The 23,824-nt window shown below is 60.5% G+C and carries 23 protein-coding genes and 1 pseudogene; 11 read left to right on the forward strand and 13 right to left on the reverse strand.

Going from position 1 to position 23,824, the window contains the following annotated elements; all coding sequences use genetic code 11:
* Positions 1-2: 2 nt before the first annotated feature.
* Positions 3-632: a LysE family translocator gene (locus C8K63_RS23265; RefSeq protein ID WP_108218881.1), complete on the reverse strand. Its 630-nt coding sequence runs from the start codon at positions 630-632 to the stop codon at positions 3-5.
* A 145-nt stretch (positions 633-777) separates the two neighbouring features.
* On the opposite strand from C8K63_RS23265, the gene C8K63_RS23270 reads away from it, so the two are divergent.
* On the forward strand, positions 778-1,251 hold the full coding sequence (locus tag C8K63_RS23270) for an Lrp/AsnC family transcriptional regulator (protein ID WP_108218814.1): 474 nt from the start codon (positions 778-780) through the stop codon (positions 1,249-1,251).
* Between the two features lie 125 nt (positions 1,252-1,376).
* Here the strand turns inward: C8K63_RS23270 and lpdA are convergent, their stop codons facing one another.
* Positions 1,377-2,777: a dihydrolipoyl dehydrogenase gene (lpdA, locus tag C8K63_RS23275; RefSeq protein ID WP_108218815.1), complete on the reverse strand. Its 1,401-nt coding sequence runs from the start codon at positions 2,775-2,777 to the stop codon at positions 1,377-1,379.
* A gap of 213 nt (positions 2,778-2,990) precedes the next feature.
* Between lpdA and hflK (C8K63_RS23280) the strand changes: the two genes are divergently transcribed.
* The 5 genes from hflK (C8K63_RS23280) (at position 2,991) to cfaB (ending at position 10,352) form a co-directional block, all read left to right on the forward strand.
* A complete protein-coding gene (gene hflK, locus C8K63_RS23280; protein ID WP_108218816.1) occupies positions 2,991-4,949 on the forward strand; it encodes a protease modulator HflK in 1,959 nt (652 codons plus the stop codon).
* The gene (gene hflC / locus C8K63_RS23285) at positions 4,946-5,986 is read left to right on the forward strand and encodes a protease modulator HflC (RefSeq protein WP_108218817.1); all 1,041 of its coding nucleotides are present in this window, start codon (positions 4,946-4,948) and stop codon (positions 5,984-5,986) included. The genes hflK (C8K63_RS23280) and hflC overlap by 4 nt, the downstream gene beginning before the upstream one ends.
* A complete protein-coding gene (hflK, locus tag C8K63_RS23290) occupies positions 5,983-7,041 on the forward strand; it encodes a protease modulator HflK (protein ID WP_108218818.1) in 1,059 nt (352 codons plus the stop codon). The genes hflC and hflK (C8K63_RS23290) overlap by 4 nt, the downstream gene beginning before the upstream one ends.
* Entirely contained in the window at positions 7,038-8,948 is a 1,911-nt protein-coding gene (locus C8K63_RS23295; RefSeq protein ID WP_108218819.1) for a cation-translocating P-type ATPase, read from the forward strand. Before hflK (C8K63_RS23290) ends, C8K63_RS23295 begins: the two co-directional genes overlap by 4 nt.
* A gap of 219 nt (positions 8,949-9,167) precedes the next feature.
* Positions 9,168-10,352, forward strand: coding sequence for a C17 cyclopropane fatty acid synthase CfaB (cfaB, locus tag C8K63_RS23300; RefSeq protein WP_108218820.1), 1,185 nt, complete (start codon positions 9,168-9,170; stop codon positions 10,350-10,352).
* On the opposite strand, the gene cls is transcribed toward cfaB, so the two are convergent.
* Positions 10,349-11,788 (reverse strand): cardiolipin synthase, encoded by a 1,440-nt coding sequence (gene cls / locus C8K63_RS23305; protein ID WP_108218821.1) that lies wholly within the window; start codon positions 11,786-11,788, stop codon positions 10,349-10,351. The two genes, cfaB and cls, sit on opposite strands and share 4 nt — an antisense overlap.
* Before the next feature lie 132 nt (positions 11,789-11,920).
* Here cls and C8K63_RS23310 point away from each other — a divergent pair, with 132 nt between their 5' ends.
* Positions 11,921-12,442, forward strand: coding sequence for a DUF3617 domain-containing protein (locus tag C8K63_RS23310; RefSeq protein ID WP_108218822.1), 522 nt, complete (start codon positions 11,921-11,923; stop codon positions 12,440-12,442).
* A gap of 113 nt (positions 12,443-12,555) precedes the next feature.
* Here the strand turns inward: C8K63_RS23310 and C8K63_RS23315 are convergent, their stop codons facing one another.
* The 6 genes from C8K63_RS23315 to folE2 all read right to left on the reverse strand — a co-directional run bounded on the left by C8K63_RS23315 (position 12,556) and on the right by folE2 (position 17,426).
* Positions 12,556-13,434 carry a His/Gly/Thr/Pro-type tRNA ligase C-terminal domain-containing protein gene (locus C8K63_RS23315; protein WP_108218823.1) on the reverse strand — a complete coding sequence of 293 codons (879 nt, stop codon included), beginning with the start codon at positions 13,432-13,434 and terminating at the stop codon, positions 12,556-12,558.
* 120 nt (positions 13,435-13,554) lie between these two features.
* Positions 13,555-14,115, reverse strand: coding sequence for a carbonate dehydratase (locus tag C8K63_RS23320; protein WP_108218824.1), 561 nt, complete (start codon positions 14,113-14,115; stop codon positions 13,555-13,557).
* On the reverse strand, positions 14,112-14,987 hold the full coding sequence (locus C8K63_RS23325; RefSeq protein ID WP_108218825.1) for a metal ABC transporter substrate-binding protein: 876 nt from the start codon (positions 14,985-14,987) through the stop codon (positions 14,112-14,114). The genes C8K63_RS23320 and C8K63_RS23325 overlap by 4 nt, the downstream gene beginning before the upstream one ends.
* 11 nt (positions 14,988-14,998) lie before the next feature.
* Positions 14,999-15,865, reverse strand: coding sequence for a metal ABC transporter permease (locus tag C8K63_RS23330; protein ID WP_108218826.1), 867 nt, complete (start codon positions 15,863-15,865; stop codon positions 14,999-15,001).
* Positions 15,865-16,533, reverse strand: a complete 669-nt coding sequence (locus C8K63_RS23335) for a metal ABC transporter ATP-binding protein (protein WP_108218827.1) — start codon at positions 16,531-16,533, stop codon at positions 15,865-15,867. Before C8K63_RS23335 ends, C8K63_RS23330 begins: the two co-directional genes overlap by 1 nt.
* On the reverse strand, positions 16,530-17,426 hold the full coding sequence (gene folE2 / locus C8K63_RS23340; RefSeq protein ID WP_108218828.1) for a GTP cyclohydrolase FolE2: 897 nt from the start codon (positions 17,424-17,426) through the stop codon (positions 16,530-16,532). The genes C8K63_RS23335 and folE2 overlap by 4 nt, the downstream gene beginning before the upstream one ends.
* 86 nt (positions 17,427-17,512) lie before the next feature.
* Here folE2 and C8K63_RS23345 point away from each other — a divergent pair.
* Positions 17,513-18,717: pseudogene (locus C8K63_RS23345) on the forward strand (N-acetylmuramoyl-L-alanine amidase).
* On the opposite strand, the gene C8K63_RS23350 reads toward C8K63_RS23345, so the two are convergent.
* Positions 18,714-19,091 carry a glutamine synthetase gene (locus C8K63_RS23350; protein WP_108218829.1) on the reverse strand — a complete coding sequence of 126 codons (378 nt, stop codon included), beginning with the start codon at positions 19,089-19,091 and terminating at the stop codon, positions 18,714-18,716. The pseudogene C8K63_RS23345 and the gene C8K63_RS23350 sit on opposite strands and share 4 nt — an antisense overlap.
* Before the next feature lie 141 nt (positions 19,092-19,232).
* Between C8K63_RS23350 and zigA the strand changes: the two genes are divergently transcribed.
* The gene (gene zigA / locus C8K63_RS23355) at positions 19,233-20,438 is read left to right on the forward strand and encodes a zinc metallochaperone GTPase ZigA (RefSeq protein WP_108218830.1); all 1,206 of its coding nucleotides are present in this window, start codon (positions 19,233-19,235) and stop codon (positions 20,436-20,438) included.
* 15 nt (positions 20,439-20,453) lie between these two features.
* On the opposite strand, the gene C8K63_RS23360 is transcribed toward zigA, so the two are convergent.
* Entirely contained in the window at positions 20,454-20,810 is a 357-nt protein-coding gene (locus C8K63_RS23360; RefSeq protein ID WP_108218831.1) for an NADH:ubiquinone oxidoreductase, read from the reverse strand.
* A gap of 27 nt (positions 20,811-20,837) precedes the next feature.
* On the opposite strand from C8K63_RS23360, the gene C8K63_RS23365 reads away from it, so the two are divergent.
* Positions 20,838-21,809 (forward strand): GTP-binding protein, encoded by a 972-nt coding sequence (locus C8K63_RS23365; RefSeq protein WP_108218832.1) that lies wholly within the window; start codon positions 20,838-20,840, stop codon positions 21,807-21,809.
* A gap of 4 nt (positions 21,810-21,813) precedes the next feature.
* Here the strand turns inward: C8K63_RS23365 and C8K63_RS23370 are convergent, their stop codons facing one another.
* Positions 21,814-22,227: a DUF3301 domain-containing protein gene (locus tag C8K63_RS23370; protein WP_108218833.1), complete on the reverse strand. Its 414-nt coding sequence runs from the start codon at positions 22,225-22,227 to the stop codon at positions 21,814-21,816.
* A gap of 118 nt (positions 22,228-22,345) precedes the next feature.
* Between C8K63_RS23370 and pdxY the strand changes: the two genes are divergently transcribed.
* On the forward strand, positions 22,346-23,218 hold the full coding sequence (pdxY, locus tag C8K63_RS23375) for a pyridoxal kinase PdxY (protein ID WP_108218834.1): 873 nt from the start codon (positions 22,346-22,348) through the stop codon (positions 23,216-23,218).
* A gap of 93 nt (positions 23,219-23,311) precedes the next feature.
* On the opposite strand, the gene C8K63_RS23380 is transcribed toward pdxY, so the two are convergent.
* Complete coding sequence (locus C8K63_RS23380) at positions 23,312-23,794, reverse strand: acyl-CoA thioesterase (RefSeq protein ID WP_007934430.1); 483 nt, start codon at positions 23,792-23,794, stop codon at positions 23,312-23,314.
* Between the last annotated feature and the right edge of the window lie 30 nt (positions 23,795-23,824).

A 23,824-nucleotide genomic window follows, 5' to 3' on the forward strand; every position in this document is an offset into this window, starting at 1 on the left:
GTTCAAGCCTGTTGCACAAAGGTCAGCCGCACGGCGAAACCGATCAACAGGCTGCCGAACAACCATTGTTGCAGGCGCTGGGCCGAAGGGCTGCGTTGCAGCCAACGGCCCAGTGCCGCACCGACCAGGGCGTAAGCACTGTCGAACAGCAAACCGACACCGACCAGCACCACGCCCAACGTCGCAAATTGCCCGAGCACCGGTCCGGCCTCTGGGTTGATGAATTGCGGTAGCAGCACCGAGCAGAACAACAGTGCCTTGGGGTTGAGCAGGTTGGTCAACAGTCCGCGTCGGATGGCTGCGCCCCAGCGCGGTTTTTCGCCGGTTGTGTCAGTGCCGGTCAAGCTCGGCAGCATCGTGGTTCGCAGGCACTGAATGCCGATCCACAGCAAGTACGCGGCGCCTGCCAGGCGCACCACATCGAAGGTCCAGGGCGCCGCCTTGAACAGTGCTGCCAGCCCCAGTGCCGCCAATGCCACATGACAACCCCGGGCGATGCCCAAACCCACGGCCGTGGCCAGCGCGGCACCTTTGCCCTGGCGGGCACCGGTCTGCAACAGCAGGATCATGTCAGGCCCCGGCAACAGATAGACCACCGCCAGTGCCATGAAAAACAGCCAGAGTCCTTCCACGTTGCACCCCATTCGTTGTCGATTCGGTGGTGCCAGTCTAGGGCTGAAGGGCAGGGCAGGTGCTTGCGTTGTCGGCTTCTATCGGGCGCCGTATTGGCATAATCTGCCACTTTCTTTCGCTCGAACCATCTGGATCTGCCAAACCATGAAACTCGACGCCTATGACCGCAAGATTCTCGCCGCGCTGCAACGGGATGGACGCCTGAGCAATGTGCAACTGGCAGACGAGATCGGCCTGTCGGCGTCACCCTGCTTGCGCCGGGTGCGGATGCTTGAAGACGCGGGGGTGATTCGCGGCTACCAGGCCAATCTGGATCGCGATGAGGTGGGGTTAGGGCTGACGGTGTTTGTCGGAGTCAAGGTCGAGCGTCATAACGACGAACAAGCCGAAAGCTTTCGCCTGGCGGTGACGGCATTACCCGAGGTGATTTCGGCGTTTCTGGTGTCAGGGGAGTCGGATTTTCTGCTGCAGGTGGTGGTGCCGGACTTGCGTGCCTATGACCGGTTTCTCACCGGGCGTTTGTTGAAGCTGCCGGGAGTGAGCGATATCCGCAGCAATTTTGCGATTCATACGGTGAAGGCGCCGGGGGCGTTGCCGTTGGAGCATTTGCCGCTCTAGACCGAGTCGTCTGCATCGTCGGAACGCCGCCCGGAGCAAGCCCGCTCCCACAGGTACAACGCAAACCTTGTGGGAGCGAGCCTGCTCGCGAATGCGATAGATCAGTCACTGCAACTCTTCAGGTCTTACATCTGCGTCGCCATCCCCTCCACATCCATCGCCGCCTGGCGCAAGGCCTCGGAGCGGGTCGGGTGTGGGTGGCAGGTCAGGGCGATGTCTTCGGCCGAGGCGCTGAACTCCATGGCCACGCAATACTCGCCAATCATTTCACTGACGCTCGGGCCGACCAGATGCACGCCCAGGACTTCGTCCGTGCGCTCATCGGCCAGCACTTTGGCGAAGCCTTCGGTTTCGTGGTTGATCTTCGCCCGGCTGTTGGCGGTGAAGGGAAACTTGCCGACCTTGTACGCGCGGCCTTCAGCCTTGAGCTGCTCTTCGGTCTTGCCGACACTGGCCAGTTCCGGTCTGGTGTAGACCACACTGGGGATCAGGTTGTAATTGACCTCGCCCGCCTTGCCGACGATCTGCTCGACGCAGGCCATGGCTTCGTCCTCGGCCTTGTGGGCGAGCATGGGGCCCGAAGTCACGTCGCCAATCACCCAGACCCCGGCGGCTTCGGTTCGATGACCCTTGTTGGCGAGCATGCCGCGTTTGTCCGTCGCGAGGCCGACATTCTCCAGGCCCAGGCCCTGGGTATAAGGCCGGCGCCCGATGGCCACCAGTACGTAATCGGCTTCCAGCAACTCGGCAGCACCGCCTGCGGCAGGCTCGATGCTGAGCTGCACACCGGAGGCGGAGGTGGTGGCGCTGGTCACTTTTGAACTCAATTTGAAACTCAAGCCTTGCTTGCTCAGGGAACGCTGCAGGGTTTTGCCGGCTTCGATGTCCACGCCGGGGCAGATCCGGTCGAGAAACTCGACCACCGTTACCTGCGCCCCCAGGCGCCGCCATACCGAACCCAGCTCAAGACCGATCACGCCAGCGCCGATCACCACCAGATGCTTGGGCACTTCGGTCAGCGCCAGGGCGCCGGTGGAGTCGAGTATGCGTTTGTTATCGATGTCCACGCCGGGCAGGGGCGTGGGCTCGGAACCGGTGGCGATGATGATGTCCTTGGCGCTCAGTTCGGTCTTGCCACCGGCGCTATCGGTCACCGTGACTTTGCCCGGCCCGTCGATGTGGCCCCAGCCCTTGATCCAGTCGACTTTGTTTTTGCGGAAAAGAAACTCGATGCCCTTGGTCAGCCCGGTAACGCTTTCATCCTTTTGCTTCATCATTTGGGCGAGGTTGAGGCTGGGTTTGACGTCGATCCCCAGGTTGGCAAATTCCGCGCCCATGGCCGCGTCGTACAGTTCGGAGGCATGCAGTAATGCCTTGGATGGCATGCAGCCGACGTTCAGGCAGGTGCCGCCGAGTGTGGCGCGTCCTTCCACGCAGGCCGCCTTCAGACCCAGTTGTCCGGCGCGGATCGCTGCGTTGTAACCGCCCGGGCCTGCGCCGAGTATCACGACGTCATAAGTGCTCATGGATGTACTCCTGGATCGAAAGGGGAAGGATCGGTAAAAGTAGTTCCCGGATAAAATTACGAACGTAATATGTGCGTTCTGCCGCATTTCGGTCAAGGCTTCAGGTAAGCGACAGGTTGGGCATCTTTAGATGGCGCGCTTGAATACGGAAATTTCACCATTTTCGTTATATCGTAACGAATTGTCCTGTAAGCGAAGACACTCTGGGGTGGTATGCAAGTCGATCTCGATGTTGATGAAGCGCCGTTAGCCGGGTTGCCGCGCTTTCAGCAGGCGTTCATTCAAGGGCGGCGTTTGCGGCGGTTCGCCATCGGTGCGGGCGTATTCGCGACGGTGGGTGTGCTGCTGGCGCTTTTTGCCGGGCTGTTTTTCTCGCAAACACTGTGGCCGGCGTTGCTGCTGAACCTGAGCGCTGCGTCTGTGGTGTTGATGGCCGGTTTGCAATCGGCCTGGTGGGTAACCCAGTGGCGTGTCCGCGCCATGAATCCCGTAGTGCCGGTGGTGGTTGTCGACGAGTCTGTCGCACCCTCGGGGTGGTATGAACGTTTGCTGGACCGGATCAGCCGGCAATCGCAGCACCTGGTCGGGCAAATCGGTGCGCCAACGTTGTGGCTTGGCTGCTGGGCATTGTTGGCGGTATTGGGCATCGAACAAGCCTGGAACCTCACGTTGCCCCCGGCAGCGCTGGGCCTGTCGGCCAATGTCGGGGCGGCGTGCTTCTTGTTGTTGGCGTTTGGCCTGTTGGTGATGGAACGCCATCTGGCGCAGGAAAACACCGCGCAATGGCCTGAAGCCGCTACGTTGGCGCAATTGATCCGTGTGGCGATCATCTGCCTGGTGCTCGGTGCTTTTTGTCTGTTGTTTGCCGATGAAACCTCGTTATGGCCTGTACGTCTGGCAGTGTTGATCGGTCTGCTGCCGGGGCTGGTGGCGGCGGAGCTGTTGCTGCGCGCGCTGTTGTCATTGTTCAGCCCGCGCCGCGAACGTCTTGAGCCGGAGCTACTGGCGCGCAGTTTTGTCGCCGACATGCTGCGCTGGCCACCACAGCCTTTGCTGGCGTTGCAGCACGAATTGCATAACCGCTTCGGCATCGACCTGCGGCAGATCTGGGCCTTCTCTTACATGCGTCGGGCGTTCCTGCCGGTGTTGGCAGTGGTTTCGCTGGTTGGCTGGTCGCTGACCGGCATTCACCAAATTGCCCTGCAAGAGCGTGGAATCTACGAGCGCTTCGGCAAGCCGGTGGAGGTGTTCGGCCCAGGTTTGCATATGGGCTTGCCATGGCCATTGGGCCGGGTGTTGAGCGTCGAGAATGGCGTGGTTCACGAATTGGCCACCAGTGTTGGCGAAACTTCGCCCCCTGCTCAGGCCGACCCCGCCGAAGGTCCGGCCCCGGCGATTGCCAACCGCTTGTGGGACGCCAGCCATGTGAACGACAAATCCCAGGTGATTGCCAGCAGCCGAGCCGACAAGCAGAGCTTTCAGATCGTCAACATGGACGTGCGCTTCGTCTATCGCATCGGTCTGAGCGATCAGGCGGCGTTGTCTGCGACCTATAACAGCGCCGATGTGCCGATGTTGATTCGCAGCACTGCCAGCCGAGTCCTGGTTCACGACTTCGCCTCGCGCACCCTCGATGGTTTGCTGGGTGAGGACAGGGTAGGGCTGGCCGAAGAGATCGGCCGCGCGGTGCAGGCGGACCTGCAAAAACTCGATAGCGGCGTGGAAATTCTCGCCACGGTGGTCGAAGCAATTCACCCTCCGGCCGGTGCAGCCAATGCCTATCACGGCGTGCAAGCGGCGCAGATTGGCGCGCAAGCCTTGATCGCCCGTGAACGCGGCGCCGCCGCCGAGGCCACCAATCAGGCGCAGTTGCAGGCCAGCATCGCCCGCGATCAGGCGACAGCCAGCGCCCGTGAGATCAATGCTGGTGCCGAGGCCGCGGACCTGAAATTCAACGCCGAGCAAAAAGCCTATGCCAGCGCTGGCCAGGCCTTCGTGCTGGAGCAGTATTTCAGCCAGTTGTCCCAGGGTTTGGCCAACGCCAAATTGCTGGTTCTCGATCATCGACTGGGCGGCAGCAGCAACGCGCCAACCATCGACCTCCGTACGTTCACGCTGCCGGTTGACCCTGCGCCGTCGCGTAAAACCGCTCAGCCAGGAGCTGCCAATTGAGCCAGTCCCATACTCACGATCACGATGACCACGCCGGCCACGATCACGGTCATGGCGGGCATCACCACCACGGCCATCACCATCATCACGGCGATCCGCAAGAGGCCGGTCCATTCCCATGGCGCCGGATGGGGTGGGCGGCATTGCTGGTGGCGTTTGCAGTCGCCGCCGCGAGCCTGGTGCAGGTGCGTTCAGGGGAAGCCACGGTGATCACACGCTTCGGCAACCCTTCACGAGTCTTGCTGGAACCGGGACTTGGCTGGCGCTGGCCGGCACCGTTCGAGGCGGCGATCCCGGTGGATCTACGGCTGCGCACCACGTCCAGCGGCTTGCAGGATGTCGGCACGCGTGACGGTTTGCGTATCATCGTTCAGGCCTACGTGGCGTGGCAGGTGCAGGGTGATCCGGACAACGTGCAACGTTTCATGCGCGCAGTGCAGAACCAGCCCGATGAAGCCGCAAGGCAGATTCGAACCTTTGTCGGCTCCGCACTGGAAACCACCGCCAGCAGTTTTGACCTGGCGAATCTGGTGAACACCGATGCCAGCCAGGTGCGCATCGCCGATTTCGAAGCACAGCTGCGCAAGCAAATCGATCAGCAACTGCTCACCACTTATGGCGTGCGCGTGTTGCAGGTCGGTATCGAACGATTGACGCTGCCGTCGGTGACGCTCACCGCGACGGTCGACCGGATGCGTGCCGAGCGTGAAACCATCGCTACTGAGCGCACGGCGATCGGCAAGCGTGAAGCCGCGCAAATTCGTTCCGCCGCCGAACGTGATGCGCGGATCGTGCAGGCCGATGCCACAGTGAAAGCGGCAGATATCGAAGCGCAATCGCGCGTCGAAGCGGCGCAGATTTATGGTCGTGCCTATGCAGGATCGCCGCAGCTCTACAACCTGCTGCGCTCGCTCGATACCCTGGGCACGGTGGTGACGCCAGGGACCAAGCTGATTCTGCGCACCGATGCCGCACCGTTCCGGGTGTTGGTTGATGGTCCGCCGAGCCTCGATAACAAGTCCGGATCGCAGCCATGAGTTTGGTTCCACGTGGAACAAATGAGTTGAGCAGCCCCTGGATTCAGGCCGGGCGCTTGGCGTTTCTGGCTTTGTATGCGGTGACGGTGTTGGCGGCATTGGCGTGGGTGTTTTCCAATGTGCGGCAGATCGATCCACAAAATCGCGCGGTGGTTTTGCATTTCGGCGCGCTGGATCGCATTCAGAATGCCGGGTTGTTATTGGCCTGGCCGCAACCCTTCGAGCAGGTGATTTTGTTGCCGGCGGCGGACCGGGTGATCGAGCGGCGAGTGGACAGTCTGTTGCGCAGTGGTGCCGCGATGCAGGCAGATCGCGTGGCCAGTTTTGCCACGCCCATCAGCGATGCCCTCGCAGGCTCAGGCTACCTGTTAACGGGTGATGCCGGTGTGGTGCAACTCGATGTGCGGGTTTTCTACAAAGTCACCGAGCCCTATGCGTTCGTACTTCAGGGCGAACACGTGTTGCCGGCGCTGGATCGACTGGTAACCCGCAGCGCGGTCGCGCTCACGGCTGCACGGGATCTGGACACTATCCTGGTTGCTCGCCCGGAATTGATCGGCGCCGATAGCCAGGCGGCGGAAAGACGCGAGCGCTTGCGTGGTGATCTGGTGCAGGGCATCAATCAACGGCTGGCCGAACTCACTGCAACCGGGCAAGGCTTGGGGATCGAAGTGGCGCGGGTCGATGTGCAATCGAGTCTGCCAAGTCCTGCGGTGAACGCTTTCAACGCGGTACTGACGGCCAGCCAGCAAGCCGATAAGGCTGTCGCCAATGCGCGCACCGAAGCGGAGAAGCTGACGCAGACCGCCAACGAGCAAGCCGACCGTACGCTGCAAGTGGCCCATGCCCAGGCGAGTGAACGACTGGCCAAGGCGTCGGCTGATACGGCCACCGTGTTAAGCCTGGCCAAGGCGCAACTGCAAGGTACCGACCCGCAAATGCTGCTGCGGATTTACCGCGAGCGGATGCCGAAAATTCTCGGTCAGGCCGGATCGGTCACGACGGTTGATCCCAAAGACGATTCCCGCCTGATCATTCAGGGAGCTGCACAATGACCGCTCAAACCGCCGCCGTGCCGAGCCTGCTGTCTTCGGCCGAACAGCGCCGCGCCGCGCGCCAGTTGACCCTGGCCATGCTCGCATTGGGCCTGCTTGCGCTGGGCCTGATCTGGCGTTGGCTGGCGCCGGAGCAGACTGGCGTCAGTCAGCTGCTGCTGGGTTTTGCGTCACTGCTGGTTGCCGTGCCGGTCATGCGCTCGGCCTGGTACAGCTTGCGATATCCGAGCCTGCACGGCATCACCGATCAATTGATTGCCCTGGCCATGCTGGGTGCCTGGGCTACCGGAGATCTGCTGACGGCGGCGCTGTTGCCGATCATCATGATCTTCGGCCACGTGCTGGAAGAGCGCAGCGTGATCGGCTCCCAGGAAGCGATTCACGCCCTCGGCAAACTGACCCGCAGCCACGCACGCAAAGTGCAGGTGGACGGCTCCATCATCGAAGTCGACAACGGCACGCTCAAGGCGGGCGATCTGGTCGAGGTGCGGGCCGGGGACCGGGTGCCGGCGGATGGCCGGGTATTGTCCGGTCAGGCCAGTCTCGATACGGCCTCCATTACCGGCGAATCGGTGCCGATGGAGGCGGGCGTCGGCATGTCGGTGTTCGGTGGCGCAATTAACCTCGACGGTTTGCTGCGAATCGAAGTGACCCGTACCGGCCATGAGTCGACCCTCGGAAAAGTCATCGCCCTGATGCAAAACGCCGAGCGCTCGAAGCCGCCGATCACTCGTCTACTGGAGCGTTACGCCGGCAGCTATATGGTGCTGGTGTTGCTGCTGGCGGCGGTGACCTGGTTCATCACCAACAACGCTCAAGCGATGCTCGCGGTGTTGGTGGCAGCCTGTCCTTGTGCGCTGGTGTTGTCGGCACCGGCGACGGCTATTGCCGGGGTGGCGGTCGCGGCACGCCACGGGATTCTGATCCGCAGCTCCGCGTTCCTTGAAGAGTTGGCGGACCTGACCTCGCTGGTAGTCGACAAAACCGGGACGCTGACATTCGGCACCTTGCGCCTGCAATCCATCGACAGTCCGCTGGAGGATCGCAGCCATGTCCTCAAGCTCGCCGCCAGCCTCGGCTCGGCCAGCAGTCACCCGGTCAGCCGCGCGCTCGCGGGGTTGGTGACCCAGGAGCATTTCCTGCTGCTTTCCGACATTCGTGAACGCCAGGGTCTCGGTGTGGTGGCGATGACCGGGCAGGGTGAAGCAGCGCTCGGCCGGCCGGAGTTGTTCGCGCAACTGGGCATCAGTACGACGGCGGTTCCCGATCACGACGGTCCGATTGCCGGGCTGGCGCTCAACGGGGAGTTTCTTGCCTGGCTGTTGCTGGCCGACAGCGTCAAACCCGAGGCACAGTTTGCCTTGAGCGAACTGCGTGAGCTGGGATTGGGTCGTCAGTTGTTGCTCACCGGTGACCGGCACAGCGTCGCGCAAACGCTGGCCCGGGATGTCGGGATCAGTGATGTCGAAGCGCAAGCCTTGCCCGAAGACAAACTCAACCGCGTGCTCAAGGAGATCGACAGCGGCTTCCGGCCGATGGTGGTTGGCGATGGCATCAACGATTCACTCGCGCTCAAGGCTGGAGTGGTCGGTGTGGCGATGGGCGCCGGCGGTGCGGACATCGCCCTGGCTTCCGCCGACATTGTGCTGATTGGCAGTGACCTGCGCCGCCTCGGCACCTGCGTGCGCTTGAGTCGTCAGTGCCGCCAGACGTTGCAGGTCAATGTGATCATCGGACTGGGCTGGACCCTGGCGATCGTAGCCTTCGCTGCGTTCGGCTGGCTTGGCGCTGCCGGGGCGATGATTGCGGCGTTGCTGCATAACCTCAGCACCTTGCTGGTGTTGGGCAATGCCGGTCGTTTGCTGCGGTTCCAGGAGCCGTTGCTCAAGCTCAAGGACGAAACCTGAAGGCGAACGCTCTAAACCGGGCAATGACGGTGCTTCAACTTTTTAGAACTGTGCGCCCGGTTCGTAGTCATTGGAGATGAGGGCACATCATTTTTGTGCGTTCGCGGCGGCAGGTGTAGGCGTCGCGAATCATTGAAAACGGCTATTAATTCGATAGCCAGCTATTTTTCAAAGATGGTCTACCCTCTGTTTAGACGTCTGAAACAAGGGGGATTCTTCATGCTCGCGCATCTTCCACCGGCCTTACAGAATCTGCAGTTACCGCTTCGCCTGAGACTCTGGGATGGCCATGAATTCAATCTGGGGCCGACGCCCAGTGTCACGATTGTGGTCAAGGACCCACAAATGGTCACCCAGTTTACCCATCCAAGCCTGGATGCCCTTGGCGCTGCTTATGTCGAAGGCAAACTGGAACTGGAAGGCTCCATCAGCGATGTGATCCGCGTCTGCGATGAGTGGAGCCAGGCGTTGCTGGACGAAGGCGACGACAATCAGCCTGTTCGTAGCGCCCACGACAAAGAGACAGACGCCAAGGCGATTTCCTACCACTACGACCTTTCCAACGCGTTCTATCAGCTATGGCTCGACAGCGACATGGCGTACTCCTGCGCTTACTTCGAGACCGGCAGTGAAAGCCTCGAGCAGGCCCAGCAAGCCAAGTTCCGTCATTTGTGCCGCAAGCTGCGCCTGCAGCCCGGCGAATACTTGCTGGATGTGGGTTGCGGTTGGGGCGGTTTGGCGCGTTATGCGGCGCGAGAATTTGGCGCGAAAGTGTTCGGTATCACCCTCAGCAAAGAGCAGTTGGCCCTGGCCCGGGAACGCGTAAAAGCGGAGGGCCTGGAGGACCTGGTCGAACTGCAACTGCTCGACTATCGCGACCTGCCGCAGGATGGCCGTTTCGACAAAGTGGTCAGCGTCGGCATGTTCGAACACGTTGGCCACGCCAATCTTGCCGAGTACTGCAAGACCCTGTTCGACGCGGTGAAAGAGGGCGGCCTGGTGATGAACCACGGGATCACCGCCAAATACACCGATGGCCGTCCGGTGGGGCGCGGTGCCGGTGATTTCATCGGGAAATATGTGTTCCCCAACGGCGAGCTGCCGCATCTGTCGATGATCTCTGCCGAGATCAGTGAGGCGGGGCTGGAAATCGTCGATGTCGAGAGTTTGCGCCTGCACTACGCTCGCACGCTCGATCACTGGAGCGAACGCCTGGAAGACAATCTCGAGGCGGCCTCCAAACTGGTGCCGGAACAGGTCCTGCGCATCTGGCGGCTGTACCTGGCCGGTTGTGCCTACGCGTTCGCTCGCGGCTGGATCAACCTGCACCAGATTCTCGCAGTGAAGGCCCACGCCGATGGCAGTCATGAACTGCCATGGACCCGTGACGATATCTACCTCTAGAGAATCGGCGAAATAAGCCGGGCGACCCGCATGCCGACCTGTTGGACGCGGCGGGTCTCCCGGCCTTCTTCCTTGGCGATTTCGTGGGCGTTGGCAAAGTCATCGTTGAGCATCTGTTCCACCTCGGCGGCGAATGCGCGGTCGACAGTCAGCAACATCACTTCGAAATTCAGCCGGAACGAACGGTTGTCCATGTTGGCACTGCCGATGGCACTGATTTCGCTGTCGATCAATACCACTTTCTGATGCAGGAACCCGGGTTGGTAGCGGAACACCCGCACACCCGCGCGCACCGCTTCGAAGGCGTAGAGGCTGGAGGCGGCGTAGACGATTCGGTGGTCGGGCCTGGACGGCAACAGCAGACGCACATCCAGGCCGCGCAGTACCGCCAGGCGCAATGCTGCGAACACGGCTTCATCGGGGATGAAATACGGGCTGGTGATCCAGACCCTTTGCGTCGCCGCATGGATCGCTTCGACAAAGAACAATGAACAGGTTTCATAGGCATCGGCCGGACCGCTGGCGAGTAACTGGCAGAGCACGCCGTCTTCCGGATAGACCTCCGGCAAGATCAGCGGCGGCAGTGCACGAGCCACCCAGAACCAGTCTTCGGCGAAAGACTCCTGCATGCACGCCACCACCGGTCCGCGCACTTGCACGTGGGTATCGCGCCAGGGCGCCAGGGGCGGTTTCTCGCCCATGTATTCGTCACCGACGTTGTGCCCGCCGACGAAGCCCAGGATGCCGTCCACCACCACGATCTTGCGGTGGTTGCGGAAGTTCACCTGAAAGCGGTTGAGCCAGCCACTGCGGGTGGCGAAGGCTTTGACCTCGACCCCGCCATCACGCAAGGCCTGCACATAGCCGTGGGGTAGGGAATGGCTGCCGATTCGGTCATATAACAGGTAAATCGCCACGCCTTCGGCGGCTTTCTTCAACAGCAGGTTTTGCAGGCGCTGGCCGAGGCGGTCGTCGTGAACGATGAAAAACTGGATCAGCACGGCTTCTTTCGCCTGGCTGATGGCATCGAAAATGGCCTCGAACGTGTTCTGACCGTTGATCAAGAGACGCATTTGGTTGTTGGCCAGACAGGGCATGTGTCCGAGCTTGGGCATCGCTCTGAGTGAGGCGTATGCAGAAGAAGCGCGGGCGGTGAGCGCCTCTTCTATCCAGGGTCGCCAGTTGAGTTCGGAAACGGCCTTGCGCATTTCTTCGTTGGCCTGCCGTCGGGCCTTGATGTAGCCATCGAAGGTGCTGCGGCCGAACATCAGGTACGGGATCAGCGTGAAGTAAGGGATGAAAAACAGCGACAGCGCCCAGGCGATCGAGCCTTGAGCGGTACGGACGGTCAACACGGCGTGTATGGCCGCGATCAGGCCCAGCGAGTGCAGCAGGGCGATGGTATAACCGAAAATATGCGGTCCGAAATAATCCATGGGGGCTGCCTTGCTCCTGAAGATTCAGTGCTTAACAGACCATGTTCCGTGCAGAATGTCGCTAATTAATTGGCCCATGAACCGAAGCCTGCGGCTGACGTCTAACGGCCACTACTGATCAGGAGTTACTCGATGAACGTTCGTCTGCTGGGTTTGGCCATGGCACTGGGTTTGGCACTTCCTGTGGCGGCTCACGCGCAAATGCTGCAACCAGGATTGTGGGAGCTGACTACGAGCAACATGAAGGTCGATGAACAGAACATGCCGGACCTGCAATTGATCCTCGGTCAGCTCCAGAGCCAGATGACCCCTCAGCAGCGTGCAATGCTGGAAAAACAGGGCATCACCATGGGCGGTAAAGGGATCCGGGCGTGCCTGACCCCGGAACAGGTCAAGACCGACAACATTCCGTTGACCGATCCGCAGTCGGGCTGCAAGCAGGAAATCACCGACCGCTCCGGCAATCAGTGGAAGTTCCGTTTCAGCTGCCCGAAAGCCCAGGGTGCGGGCGTGGCGACATTCCTCAGTGATCGCGAGTTCACCACCAAGGTCAACGGAACGTTCAACGCCACCGGCATTCAGCAGAAGGGCAGCCTCGAATCCCGCGCCGTCTGGCTGGGGCAGGATTGCGGTACTGTGAAGCCAAGAGCTTAAAAGAGCTTCGTCGGAACGCCGCCCGGAGCAGGCTCGCTCCCACAGGGGATTGGTGATCGACACACAATCAATGTGGGAGCGAGCCTGCTCGCGAAGGCGTCCGCACGGCCTTCCTAAATCTCGGGACGACTCAACCATTCACACGCCGCCTCGACAGGCATCCGGCCAAAATCTTCCCCCGTTCGGCTGCGCACACTGACAAATCCCCCAGCTTGTTCTTTCTCGCCCACCACCACCAGATACGGCACGGTCTGGCTGTGCTGGCGAATCTTGTAGTGAACCTTTTCGTTACGCAGGTCGGCCCTGGCGCGTACGCCCCGTTGGCGCAAGGACTCGGTCACCGCTTGTGCATAAGTCGCCTGGCGATCATCCATGCTCACAACGACCACGTGGGGTGGAACGCGCCACTGTTGCAGTTCCTGATGGCTGGACCAGCAGGTGCCGTAGATACGTTGTTGTAACGTGCCGTTGATGTGGTCGAGGGTAAACGCCTGCAAGACTTTGGTGGTGGGGACATGCGGTCCATGGCTCTGGTACTCGGTGTCCCCCAGCCGGTATAGCGACACTGCTTCGCGCACCGGCCGGCGACGGATCGAGTGATTGGTCGCTGCCAGTGATTGCATGCGCGCTTCGATGAGGGGCAGGTCTGCCGCGGTCAGCGGTGGCTCGACGGCAAACTCGTAAAAGAACCCGTCGCCCAATTCCTTGCCCGCACGCATTTGCGCATGTGGGTGGAGTTGCTTGACCGCCATCGCCAGCATCAAGGCACAGGAGCGGCGCAAGATCTCCAGGCCGTCCGGCTCCCGGGGGGTGACAATGCTGACCCGGGCATCCGCCTCGATCATGTATTCACAGTCCACCAGCACACCATTGACTCGGCCCGCTACAGCCGCGCTGGCCAGTTCGGGGCCGATGCTGGCAGCCACCTCGTGCACGGACAGCGGCTGGTCGTACTCACGCAATGAACCGTCGGACAGGGTGATCTGGATCATGGTCGGCGTACTCAGGTGCTTCTAACGAGCTTTATCGCATAAACCGTAGGGGCAAACATTAAGACGTTTGTCGTGCCAGGCAATTTGTCCTGACACGATGGCTGTTTTTGGCCTCCCGCGTCAGAACTCGTTTTGCAGGGCTTTGTAGCCGCGCACCAGGTCGACGTTGGTGCGCGCCACGTCTTCGGAAAACTCCGAGGCACTGACGCTCACCGGCGGATATTGCGAGAGGTCGGTGTTGGGGCCGATCCGCGTGGTGGAGGGCACGTAGAAGGCTTCAGGCAGGTCACGACCATCGACCACCGAGTTGTGCCGCACCACGCAACCGTCACCGACCACGCAGTTGAACAGCACGCTGTTGAAGCCAATGAACACTCGATTGCCCACGGTGCAGGGACCATGCACGATCGAGCGGTGGGCGATGGAACTGAACTCGCCGATGGTGACCGCCGCACCGGATTTGGAGTGGATCACCACGCCGTCCTGGATGTTCGAGTTGGCGCCGATGGTGATCGGCTGCATGTCGCCTGACTCATCGACTTCGTCAGCACGGATCACGGCATAGGGCCCGACGAACACGTTCTCGCCGATCACCACTTTGCCGCAGATGATCGCCGTCTTGTCGACGTAGGCCGACTCGGCAATCAGCGGTAAATCTCCGGAAGGGTTCTTGCGGATCATGGCTTGCTCAGAGCGTTGTACAGGGTGTTGAGGTTGTACTCGAACAATCCGGTGAAGGTGCTGGCCGGACCGCTCGCCGCGAGGGCATCGGAGTACAGCGTGCCGCCGATCTGCGCGCCGCTTTCATCCGCGATCTGCTTGAGCAGGCGCGCGTCCTTGATGTTCTCCATAAACACCGCCTTGACCTTGGCCTGACGAATCTGGGTGATCAGTGCGGCCACTTCGGCGGCTGAAGGTTCGCGCTCGGTGGAGAGACCTTGAGGCGCCATGAACTCGATGTCGTAGGCCTGGCCGAGATAACCGAAGGCGTCATGGGACGTCACGACCTTGCGGTTGCCCGGTGGCAGCGAGCCGAGCTTGGCCTTGGCTTCGGCAAGCAGGGCGTAGACCTGTTTCAGGTACATCCGGCTGTTGCGCTCATAGTCGGCTGTGTTCGCCGGGTCAGCGGCGATCAGCGCCTTGGTAATGTTAGCGATGTACAACTCGGTGTTCGCCAGGTTGTGCCAGGCATGCGGGTCGGGAACGGTTTCACCGTCTTCATCCAGGCTACGCGGTATGACGCCGTGGCTTGCGCTGATGACCGTTGCTTTGGTCTCGGTGCTCGTCACCAGGCGATCCAGCCAAGGCTCGAAACCCAGACCGTTCTTGATGATGAGCCTGGCCTTGAGCAGCGCTTTGGCGTCGTCCGGTGTCGGCTCGTAGGTATGGGCATCCGCGTCCGGGCCGACCATATTGGTGATCTGGATATGATCCTTGCCGACCTGGCGGGTCATGTCGGCAAGGATGCTGAAGCTGGTGACCACCTGGAGTTTTTCGGCGGCAGACAGCGACATCGACACCATCAAGCTGAACAGCACGAGTAAAGCGCGCATCGGGTAACACCTCATTGGGATGTGAGCAAAGGCGGGCGGCGCAGCAAGCCGTGCACCGGCCCGAACACCACGGACAACAGATATCCACCGCCGGCCACCAGCACGATTGCCGGGCCACTGGGCAGTGAGTAATAGAACGAGATCAATAAACCCAGCCACACCGAGAGGCTGCCGATCAAGGCAGCGACGACGATCAGCACCGGCAGGCGGCGGCTCCAGAAACGTGCCGCGGCGGCAGGCAACATCATCAGGCCGACTACCATCAACGCGCCGATCGCCTGGAATCCGATGACCAGATTCAACACCACCAGCGTCAGGAAAACGCCGTGGGCCAGTGGACCGAGTCGGCTGACGGTCTGCAGAAAAAGCGGGTCGAGGGTGTCGAGCAGCAGTGGTTTGTAGATCAGTGTCATGGCAATCAGGCTCAGGCCCGAGACCCAAAGCATGCCGGTCAAGGTCGGGCCGTCGACAGCCAAAGCCGAGCCAAACAGCAGGTGCAACAGGTCCAGGCGTTTGCCGGCGATGCCGAGAATCAGCACGCCACCGGCCAGGGAAATCGGGTAGATCGCCGCGAGGCTGGCGTCTTCTCGCAGGCCGGTGCGTCGGGTAATCCAGGCCGCGAGGCCGGCCATGCTCAGGCCGGCACCGAGGCCGCCAATGGTCAATGCCGGGAGGCTCAACCCGGCAAACCAGAAACCCAGCGCCGCCCCGGGAAGGATGCCGTGGGCGACGGCATCGCCGATCAGACTCATGCGCCGCAGGATCAGAAACACCCCAAGTGGTGCCGTGCTACACGCCAACACCAGTCCGCCAAGCAGCGCCCGACGCATGAAGACGAACTCCTGGAACGGTTGCCAAAGATGCGCGGCAGCGATCATCAGGCCACCTGTGCCTGTGGTTGTTGGCGGATCAGTTCGGTGCTCGGGCCGAATGCACAACCGCTGCTTTTGATCTGCAATGTGTATGGGATGTGCTCGCGGACAGCGGCCAGGTCATGGCATACGATCACCAGTGTCCGGCCTTCGAGGTGCCAATCGTGTATGTGCTTCCAGAGCAATGCCTGGCCGAGTTCATCGAGGGCCGCGTGGGGTTCATCGAGCAACAGCACGGGTGCGTCGGTCAGGCTCAATCGGGCGAGCAGGGCGCGTTGCAATTCGCCGCCGGAGAGGGCCATCAAGGGTCGATCTTCCAGGCCGTTCAGGCGCCAGTTTTCGAGGACGGTTTTCAGTCGTTGGCTACGGATATCTGGTGACTGTTTGTTGCCCCAGAAACCGGCGGCGACCAATGCCTGAAGGCTGATCGGAAATTGTCTGTCCAGGTGTTGTTGCTGGGGCAGAAACGACACACCGCCCTTGATTGGAACACTCAGTCGCACCTTCCCGGCCAACGGTTTTTGCAAGCCGGCGATGACCTTCAACAGGCTGCTTTTCCCGGAGCCGTTCGCACCGATGATGGCGGTCAGGCTGCCCTTCGACAGTTCGAAGTCCAGCGCGGGTGTGAGTGGCTGTCCCGGGGCGCCCCAGCGCAAATCGTGGCAAGCAATCATGCGACCTCCCAGTTGAAACGGCTTTCGGCGACGGCGTCGTGGGCGTGCAGGCTTTCGGCGTGAGTGACTCGAATATGGAAGGCGTTGATGCCTGTGGAGCCTTTCAGGGCCAGATTCAAACGGCGTGCGGCGTCCTCGCAGAACATCAGGTTCTGACCATTGGCCAGGGCGAAGGCCTGTTCGTCGGCGCGTTTTACCGCTGTTTGAACAGCGGTGCCGAGTGCGGCTTCGGCGTCATTGATGACGGCGATCAGAGGAAACTCGTCCAAAAAATCAGCCAGTCGTACGCACAATTTTGCGCTGCTGCGTTGGCTGTGAGGTGTAGCGACGATGCCGTCGGTGGAGCCGAGCCACGCTAAAACGTCGGCGTGTTGCAGTGACTTGTTGGCGAAATCATCGACGAACTGCTGCTGGATCAACTGTCGAGAAAGGGCTGCGGAACACGGGCAGGTTGAGGAATAAGGCACATCGATTTTTAGTTCCACGTGGAACATTGCGTTTTTCAAACGTGCTTCGATGATGACCGGATAGCTTTTCCAGCCAGCCAGTGGACTGATCAGCGCCGGCCTTTTCAGCAACAAATCGGCATGAATGGTTAGGTGTGCGCTGCTGGACAACCCTTCATGGCTCTCAAGAAAACGCTGCAGAACCCGCCTCAATAAAGCCGGAGAAAGGTTTTCCTGCTCCAGCGATTCAAGCGCCAAATAGAGCCGTGACATATGAATGCCGCGCGCGCTGCCATCGTCGAGGCTCACGCCGGCATCGACCTTTGCATTCAATCGTTGGCCATCAAACAAAACAGGTAGAGCAATGCCGCACATGCCCACCCACTCCAGTGGCAGGGCTTGGCGTGAGGCCTGCGCGGCGATATCCGGCAGAGTCAGCGCATTCATGAGCAGGTCCATCGTGGGAGTTGATTTGGTATGTTATAGTATAACTATACAATCGACGATGCCTTTTTCATGAACAGACCTTCATCATGCACAGACGCCACTTGCTCAACCTGATTCTGGCCAGTGCGGCCTTCGCTTTACCCTTCGGCGCGGCGGCTACGCAAATTCGTAACGCACGGCTTTGGCGCTCGGATGGGAAGCTCAGGCTGGTGTTCGATCTGAGCGGACCCGTGCAGTACAAGACCTTCTCACTGAGTACCCCGGAGCGCCTGATCATCGACCTCAGTGGCGCCGGCCTCAGCAGCGACTTCAGTCAGTTGGCCCTGGGTGATGGCGTGATCCGTTCGATTCGCTCCGGGCATTTCGGCAAAGGTGATACGCGGATCGTCCTCGACCTCAGCGAGCCGGTACAGCTCAACAGCTTCCTGCTGCCGCCCCAGGATGGGCAAGGGCACCGGCTGGTACTCGATCTGAAAACCAGCGCACCGTTGCCATCGTCGTCGCCAGCGGAGCCGGCAGTGGCCATAGCCAAGGCCCATCCCATGCGCGACGTCATCGTGGTGGTCGATCCCGGTCATGGCGGCAAGGATCCGGGGGGGCGATCGGGGCCAAGGGCGAGCGTGAGAAAGATGTGGTGCTGTCCATCGCTCAGTTGCTGGCCAGGCGTCTGAAACGCGAAAAAGGATTCGACGTGAAACTGGTGCGCAATGACGATTTCTTTGTGCCGTTGCGCAAGCGCGTGGACATCGCCCGCAAGCACAATGCCGATATGTTCATCTCGGTGCATGCCGATGCGGCTCCGCGTCTTACGGCATCGGGAGCGTCGGTGTACTGCCTGTCTGAAGGAGGGGCGACCTCTGCCACTGCGCGCTTCATGGCGCAGCAAGAGAATGGCGCGGACCTGCTGGGAGCGACGAGCCTTTTGAATCTCAAGGACAAGGATCCGATGCTCGCCGGGGTCATCCTCGACATGTCGATGAATGCCACCCTCGCCGCCAGTCTGGAGCTGGGCAATACCGTGCTCGGTAGCCTGGCGGGTATCACCACCTTGCATCAGAAGCGTGTGGAGCAGGCGGGGTTCGCGGTGTTGAAGTCGCCGGATGTGCCCTCGATCCTGGTGGAAACCGGCTTCATATCCAATGCCCGCGACAGTCAGCGGCTGGTGACCACACGCCATCAGCAGGCGGTGGCTGACGGTCTGTTCGAAGGGTTGCAGCGCTACTTTCAGAAAAATCCGCCAATCAACAGCTACCTTGCCTGGCAGCAAGAGCAGAAAAACAAGCCGGCCTAACAGCCAGCGATCCGGCTGCAGGTGAACTTGGCGCTGCTGCCGCCGGAGCTGGAAAACCGGTTGATCGTGGTCCAGCCGACGCGTCGGTTGTAACCGACCCAGGTCTCGCCATCGGAAGCGATACCGGTGAAAAACGTCAGCTGGCCGTAGCGGCTGTTGGTCTGTGCCCAATAGCGTTTTCCGGCCGTTTCGAAACCCCGCAGGTAGATGGTGCTGCCGACGGTGTTGACGCTGTAGGCGTTACCATCCGCATCCACACAGGCCAGCAGGTTGGCGCTGCGGGTGCACTTGGCCAGGCTCGGGATCTGGGCTATCGCGTCGGCAGCCACCAGCAGGGAAAGCATGATCAGTGCAGGTTTCAGGACGTTGTGCATGGGGCTTCTCAGGAAAGGAACGCGTTCAGCATCGTATCCTTTGCCCTGCCGGACAAGGGGGGATGGTTTATTTGTAATGTAACAGTATAACATTATACAAGCCCGACACAGCGACCGGGCATCCCTGTGAGGAATATGCAGATGTCCAATCGACTCCCCGTGACCGTTCTCTCCGGCTTTCTTGGTGCCGGAAAAAGTACACTTCTTAATTACATACTACGTAATCGCGATGGATTGCGAGTGGCAGTCATCGTTAACGATATGAGCGAAATCAACGTCGATGGCACCGAAGTTCAACGTGATGTCAGCCTTAATCGGGCTGAAGAACGCTTGGTGGAGATGAGTAACGGGTGTATTTGCTGTACGTTACGTGAAGATTTGCTGGAGGAGGTGAGCCAACTCGCCAGGGAGGGTCGCTTCGACTACCTGCTAATCGAATCCACCGGTATTTCCGAACCGCTGCCTGTTGCGGAAACCTTCACCTTCCGCGATGAAAACGGCCAGAGCCTCAACGACATCGCACGTCTCGACACCATGGTCACGGTGGTCGATGGCATGAACTTCCTGCTCGACTACCAGGCTGCCGAAAGCCTGGCTTCCCGAGGAGAAACACTAGGGGAGGAAGACGAACGTTCGATTACCGATCTGTTGATTGAGCAGGTCGAGTTTGCCGATGTGATTTTGCTCAGCAAGATCGACTTGATCAGCAGCCACGAGCGCGAGGAGCTGATCGCCATACTTGAGCGGCTCAACGCCCGGGCGGAAATCATTCCGATGGCGATGGGTGAAATCCCCTTGAACAAGATTCTCAACACCGGTCGTTTTGACTTCGAAAAGGCTGCCCAGGCCCCGGGATGGTTGCAGGAGCTGCGTGGCGAACACGTGCCGGAAACCGAGGAATACGGTATCGCTTCCAGTGCTTACCGGGCTCGCCGGCCGTTCCATCCGCAGCGTTTCTTCAACTTCATCGACGGTCCTTGGGACAACGGCAAGCTGCTGCGCTCCAAGGGCTTTTTCTGGCTGGCGAGCAAGCACATGGACGCTGGCAGCTGGTCCCAGGCCGGTGGTTTGATGCGCTATGGTTTTGCCGGGCGCTGGTGGCGTTACGTACCGAAAAACCAATGGCCGCAAGACGAAGAAAGTACCGCCGGGATCATGAAAAACTGGACCGCCGACAGCGGGGACTGTCGCCAGGAGCTGGTATTTATCGGCCAGAACATCGACTTCTCGCAGCTCACGGCCGAGCTGGACGCCTGCCTGCTGACTGAAGAGGAAATGGCGCTGGGCGTAGAGGGCTGGAGTTTGCTGTCTGATCCATTCGGCCCTTGGTACGAAGAGGTTGCCTGATCCTCTACTGGCGCCTCAGGGCTTGAGCCAGGTGCCCTGGCTCTGGGCCTCGCAGTACGGCTGCAAATATGCCGCGTCGGTGGCAACGCCGTAATAGTGAATATCCTGGTGGTAGGGCATATTGGCGACTTGGGCGTTGCTGCAGATACCAAATGCGCCGCCGGGGCATTGATCGACATACTGCACTTCGACTTTCTGCCCCGCCAGGTTCGGCTGGCAGAAGCCATCGGCAAAGAGCTTTGGCGGGATGTTGCGGTTCTGCTGGCAAACCTTGACATCAAGCCGCTCGCCCTGGCTGTGAACCACACAAGCCTGGGCCAGCGCCTCGCCTGAAACGAGTGCCAGGAGCAACGACAAGCCAATCAACCGCATCCATCACCTCCTCAGAAATAATCGACCATGCTGCAGAATATCCCCACTCATGTCATTGCCGGTCCGTTGGGCGCCGGCAAGACCAGCCTGATCAAACACCTGCTGGCTCAGCGCCCGGCTGGCGAGCGGTGGGCGGTGTTGATCAATGAGTTTGGCCAGATCGGTCTCGACGCTGCGCTACTGACCCGGGACGCCGATGGTATCGCACTGGGCGAAGTGGCCGGGGGCTGCTTGTGTTGCGTCAACGGGGCGCCGTTTCAGATTGGTCTTGGGCGTTTGTTGCGCAAGGCGCAACCGGATCGCCTGTTTATCGAGCCCTCAGGGCTGGGGCATCCGGCGCAGTTGCTCAGGCAATTGAGCGAAGCGCCATGGCGAGGCGTGCTGGCTGTTCAGCCTTGTGTACTGGTACTGGACGCCCAGTCGCTTGCCGCAGGCAAACCGCTGCCGCAGGCGCAGCAGCAAGCGCTGAGCCATGCGGGATTGTTGCTGCTGAACAAATCTGAAGGTCTCGAAGAAGTAAGTCGCCAGCGAATCGCCGGGCAATTGCCGCCGACCCCTCTGTACTGGACGCAACAGGCGGTTCTACCCTTGAGCGAGTTACCGGGGCTGAATGCCAAGGCACTGGCAGGTGTGGATAACTTCGTCGTGCCCAAGGGATTGGCGCAGCTGCCGGCCGTCTGGAGCGATCCCGCATTGCCCATTTGCTTGAGTCAGGAGCAGGACGGTGGCTGGAGCATCGGATGGCGCTGGCATTCGAGCCAGGTGTTTGATGCCGCGCAGGTTGGCCGCTGGCTTGAAAGCCTTGGCTGGAAGCGGGCGAAGCTGGTTATCCACAGTGCTCAAGGGTGGGTATCGGTGAACGCGGTGGATAACTCGGTGCTGGACTGGCGGCCCAGTGAATGGCGGCAGGATTCGCGTATCGAGCTGATTTTCAGTGAGCCGAAGAATGCAGAGCTATTGCAGAAAGAACTGGCTGCGTGCCGATCCGAATCGGGTTAACGAATCAAGGTCGCCACTTGGTATGTTCCTGACGCCACTGGCTCAGCTCGATCACTTGCGCACGAGGTTTCGCCACGTCGATCACCGGTTCGGTTTCGTCGAACGGAACCGGGTAGGGTGCCAGCTCAATCTGTGCGCTGTGAGCGCCGAACTGGGTGATGGTGCCGTTGTGGCGGGTTTCGCCGGTCACGGTGAATTCGAAGTTATACACACGGGCCAGACGTCGCCGACCACTGGCATCCCTGATGAACGCGATTCTTTTCAAGGCTACGTTGCCGTCGAGCAATTCGATCCCGAGTTTGCCGCAATGCTGCTTGACCCGCTCCAGCGCGCGCTCGCGCAAGCCGTGGTTGTGCCATAGCCATGCGCCGGCAGTGGCGAACAGCATCAGCACGAATATATTTCCAAGGGTCAGCATCACAGGGTGCTCCAACAAGATAGTGTCAGCTTAACTGCGTCGCTGGTCTGTCGTACAGGCTGCGTTTAGTCGCATACTGCGCGGCTAGAATTTCAATCGTTTTACGGAAATCCACCGCATGAAACGTACTCCGCATTTGCTCGCTATCCAGTCCCACGTGGTATTCGGTCACGCCGGCAACAGTGCCGCGGTTTTCCCGATGCAACGGGTCGGGGTGAATGTCTGGCCGCTCAACACCGTGCAGTTCTCCAATCACACCCAGTACGGTCAGTGGGCCGGTGAAGTGCTGGCGCCGCACCAGATCCCCGACCTGGTCGAAGGTATCGCGGCGATTGGCGAGCTGGGCAACTGCGATGCGGTGCTCTCCGGTTACCTCGGCAGTGCGGCCCAGGGGCGGGCGATTTTGACGGGGGTGGCGCGGATCAAGTCGATGAATCCCAAAGCGCTGTACTTGTGTGACCCGGTCATGGGGCATCCGGAGAAGGGCTGCAGTGTTCCGGCGGAAGTCAGTGATTTCCTGTTGGAAGAGGCCGCCGCCGTGGCGGACTTCATGTGCCCGAACCAACTGGAGCTGGACAGCTTCTCGGGGCGCAATCCGCAATCGCTGTTCGATTGCCTGGCCATGGCGCGTGCATTGCTGGTGCGCGGCCCGAAAGCGGTGCTGGTCAAGCATCTGGACTACCCGGGCAAATCGGCAGAGACCTTCGAGATGCTGCTGGTGACGGCCGAAGGAAGCTGGCATTTGCAGCGCCCGTTGCTGGCGTTTCCGCGTCAGCCGGTGGGCGTGGGCGATCTGACGTCCGGGCTGTTCCTGGCGCGTGTGCTGTTGGGGGACAGCCTGGTGGCAGCTTTCGAGTTCACGGCGTCGGCGGTGCATGAAGTGCTGCTGGAAACCCAGGCGTGTGCCAGCTACGAGTTGGAACTGGTTCGGGCTCAGGACCGGATTGCCCATCCGCGGGTGAGGTTCGAGGCGACGTCGATCAGTTTTTAATCAGATTTGAGCAGAAAGATCGCAGCCTGCGGCAGCTCCTACAAGGGAATGTGACCTGGTTGTAGGAGCTGCCGCAGGCTGCGATCTTTAGCTTTAAGCGTCGCCCTTGATCTCCTGATAACGCTTTTCCAGCTCCTGGCGAATCTGCCGGCGCTGTTGGGCCTGCATATAGCGGCGCTTGTCTTCGCTGTTCTGCGGTTGCAGCGGTGGTACCGATGCAGGTTTACGCTGGTCATCCACCGCAACCATGGTGAAGAAGCAACTGTTGGTGTGACGCACCGAGCGCTCGCGGATGTTCTCGGTCACCACTTTGATACCCACCTCCATGGAGGTGTTGCCGGTGTAGTTGACGGAGGCGAGAAAGGTCACCAGTTCGCCGACATGGATCGGCTCACGGAAAATGACCTGGTCCACCGACAGCGTCACCACATAGCGACCGGCATAACGGCTGGCGCAGGCGTAGGCCACTTCGTCGAGGTATTTGAGCAGGGTGCCGCCGTGAACATTGCCAGAGAAGTTGGCCATGTCAGGGGTCATCAATACCGTCATCGACAGCTGGGCGTTTCCGGGTTCCATAGCATTCTCACGGGTCAAGGCCAGGTTTGA

The organism is Pseudomonas sp. GV085, assembly GCF_003050925.1.
Taxonomy (GTDB): Bacteria; Pseudomonadota; Gammaproteobacteria; order Pseudomonadales; family Pseudomonadaceae; genus Aquipseudomonas.

Excerpts from the sequence above, each read along its gene's own strand:
- C8K63_RS23270 (WP_108218814.1), top strand. The coding sequence starts at position 778 with ATGAAACTCGACGCCTATGACCGCAAGATTCTCGCCGCGCTGCAACGG.
- lpdA (WP_108218815.1), bottom strand. The coding sequence starts at position 2,777 with ATGAGCACTTATGACGTCGTGATACTCGGCGCAGGCCCGGGCGGTTAC.
- hflK (WP_108218816.1), top strand. The coding sequence starts at position 2,991 with ATGCAAGTCGATCTCGATGTTGATGAAGCGCCGTTAGCCGGGTTGCCG.
- hflK (WP_108218818.1), top strand. The coding sequence starts at position 5,983 with ATGAGTTTGGTTCCACGTGGAACAAATGAGTTGAGCAGCCCCTGGATT.
- C8K63_RS23295 (WP_108218819.1), top strand. The coding sequence starts at position 7,038 with ATGACCGCTCAAACCGCCGCCGTGCCGAGCCTGCTGTCTTCGGCCGAA.
- cfaB (WP_108218820.1), top strand. The coding sequence starts at position 9,168 with ATGCTCGCGCATCTTCCACCGGCCTTACAGAATCTGCAGTTACCGCTT.
- cls (WP_108218821.1), bottom strand. The coding sequence starts at position 11,788 with ATGGATTATTTCGGACCGCATATTTTCGGTTATACCATCGCCCTGCTG.
- C8K63_RS23310 (WP_108218822.1), top strand. The coding sequence starts at position 11,921 with ATGAACGTTCGTCTGCTGGGTTTGGCCATGGCACTGGGTTTGGCACTT.
- C8K63_RS23315 (WP_108218823.1), bottom strand. The coding sequence starts at position 13,434 with ATGATCCAGATCACCCTGTCCGACGGTTCATTGCGTGAGTACGACCAG.
- C8K63_RS23320 (WP_108218824.1), bottom strand. The coding sequence starts at position 14,115 with ATGATCCGCAAGAACCCTTCCGGAGATTTACCGCTGATTGCCGAGTCG.
- C8K63_RS23325 (WP_108218825.1), bottom strand. The coding sequence starts at position 14,987 with ATGCGCGCTTTACTCGTGCTGTTCAGCTTGATGGTGTCGATGTCGCTG.
- C8K63_RS23330 (WP_108218826.1), bottom strand. The coding sequence starts at position 15,865 with ATGATCGCTGCCGCGCATCTTTGGCAACCGTTCCAGGAGTTCGTCTTC.
- C8K63_RS23335 (WP_108218827.1), bottom strand. The coding sequence starts at position 16,533 with ATGATTGCTTGCCACGATTTGCGCTGGGGCGCCCCGGGACAGCCACTC.
- folE2 (WP_108218828.1), bottom strand. The coding sequence starts at position 17,426 with ATGAATGCGCTGACTCTGCCGGATATCGCCGCGCAGGCCTCACGCCAA.
- C8K63_RS23350 (WP_108218829.1), bottom strand. The coding sequence starts at position 19,091 with ATGCACAACGTCCTGAAACCTGCACTGATCATGCTTTCCCTGCTGGTG.
- zigA (WP_108218830.1), top strand. The coding sequence starts at position 19,233 with ATGTCCAATCGACTCCCCGTGACCGTTCTCTCCGGCTTTCTTGGTGCC.
- C8K63_RS23360 (WP_108218831.1), bottom strand. The coding sequence starts at position 20,810 with ATGCGGTTGATTGGCTTGTCGTTGCTCCTGGCACTCGTTTCAGGCGAG.
- C8K63_RS23365 (WP_108218832.1), top strand. The coding sequence starts at position 20,838 with ATGCTGCAGAATATCCCCACTCATGTCATTGCCGGTCCGTTGGGCGCC.
- C8K63_RS23370 (WP_108218833.1), bottom strand. The coding sequence starts at position 22,227 with ATGCTGACCCTTGGAAATATATTCGTGCTGATGCTGTTCGCCACTGCC.
- pdxY (WP_108218834.1), top strand. The coding sequence starts at position 22,346 with ATGAAACGTACTCCGCATTTGCTCGCTATCCAGTCCCACGTGGTATTC.
- C8K63_RS23380 (WP_007934430.1), bottom strand. The coding sequence starts at position 23,794 with ATGGAACCCGGAAACGCCCAGCTGTCGATGACGGTATTGATGACCCCT.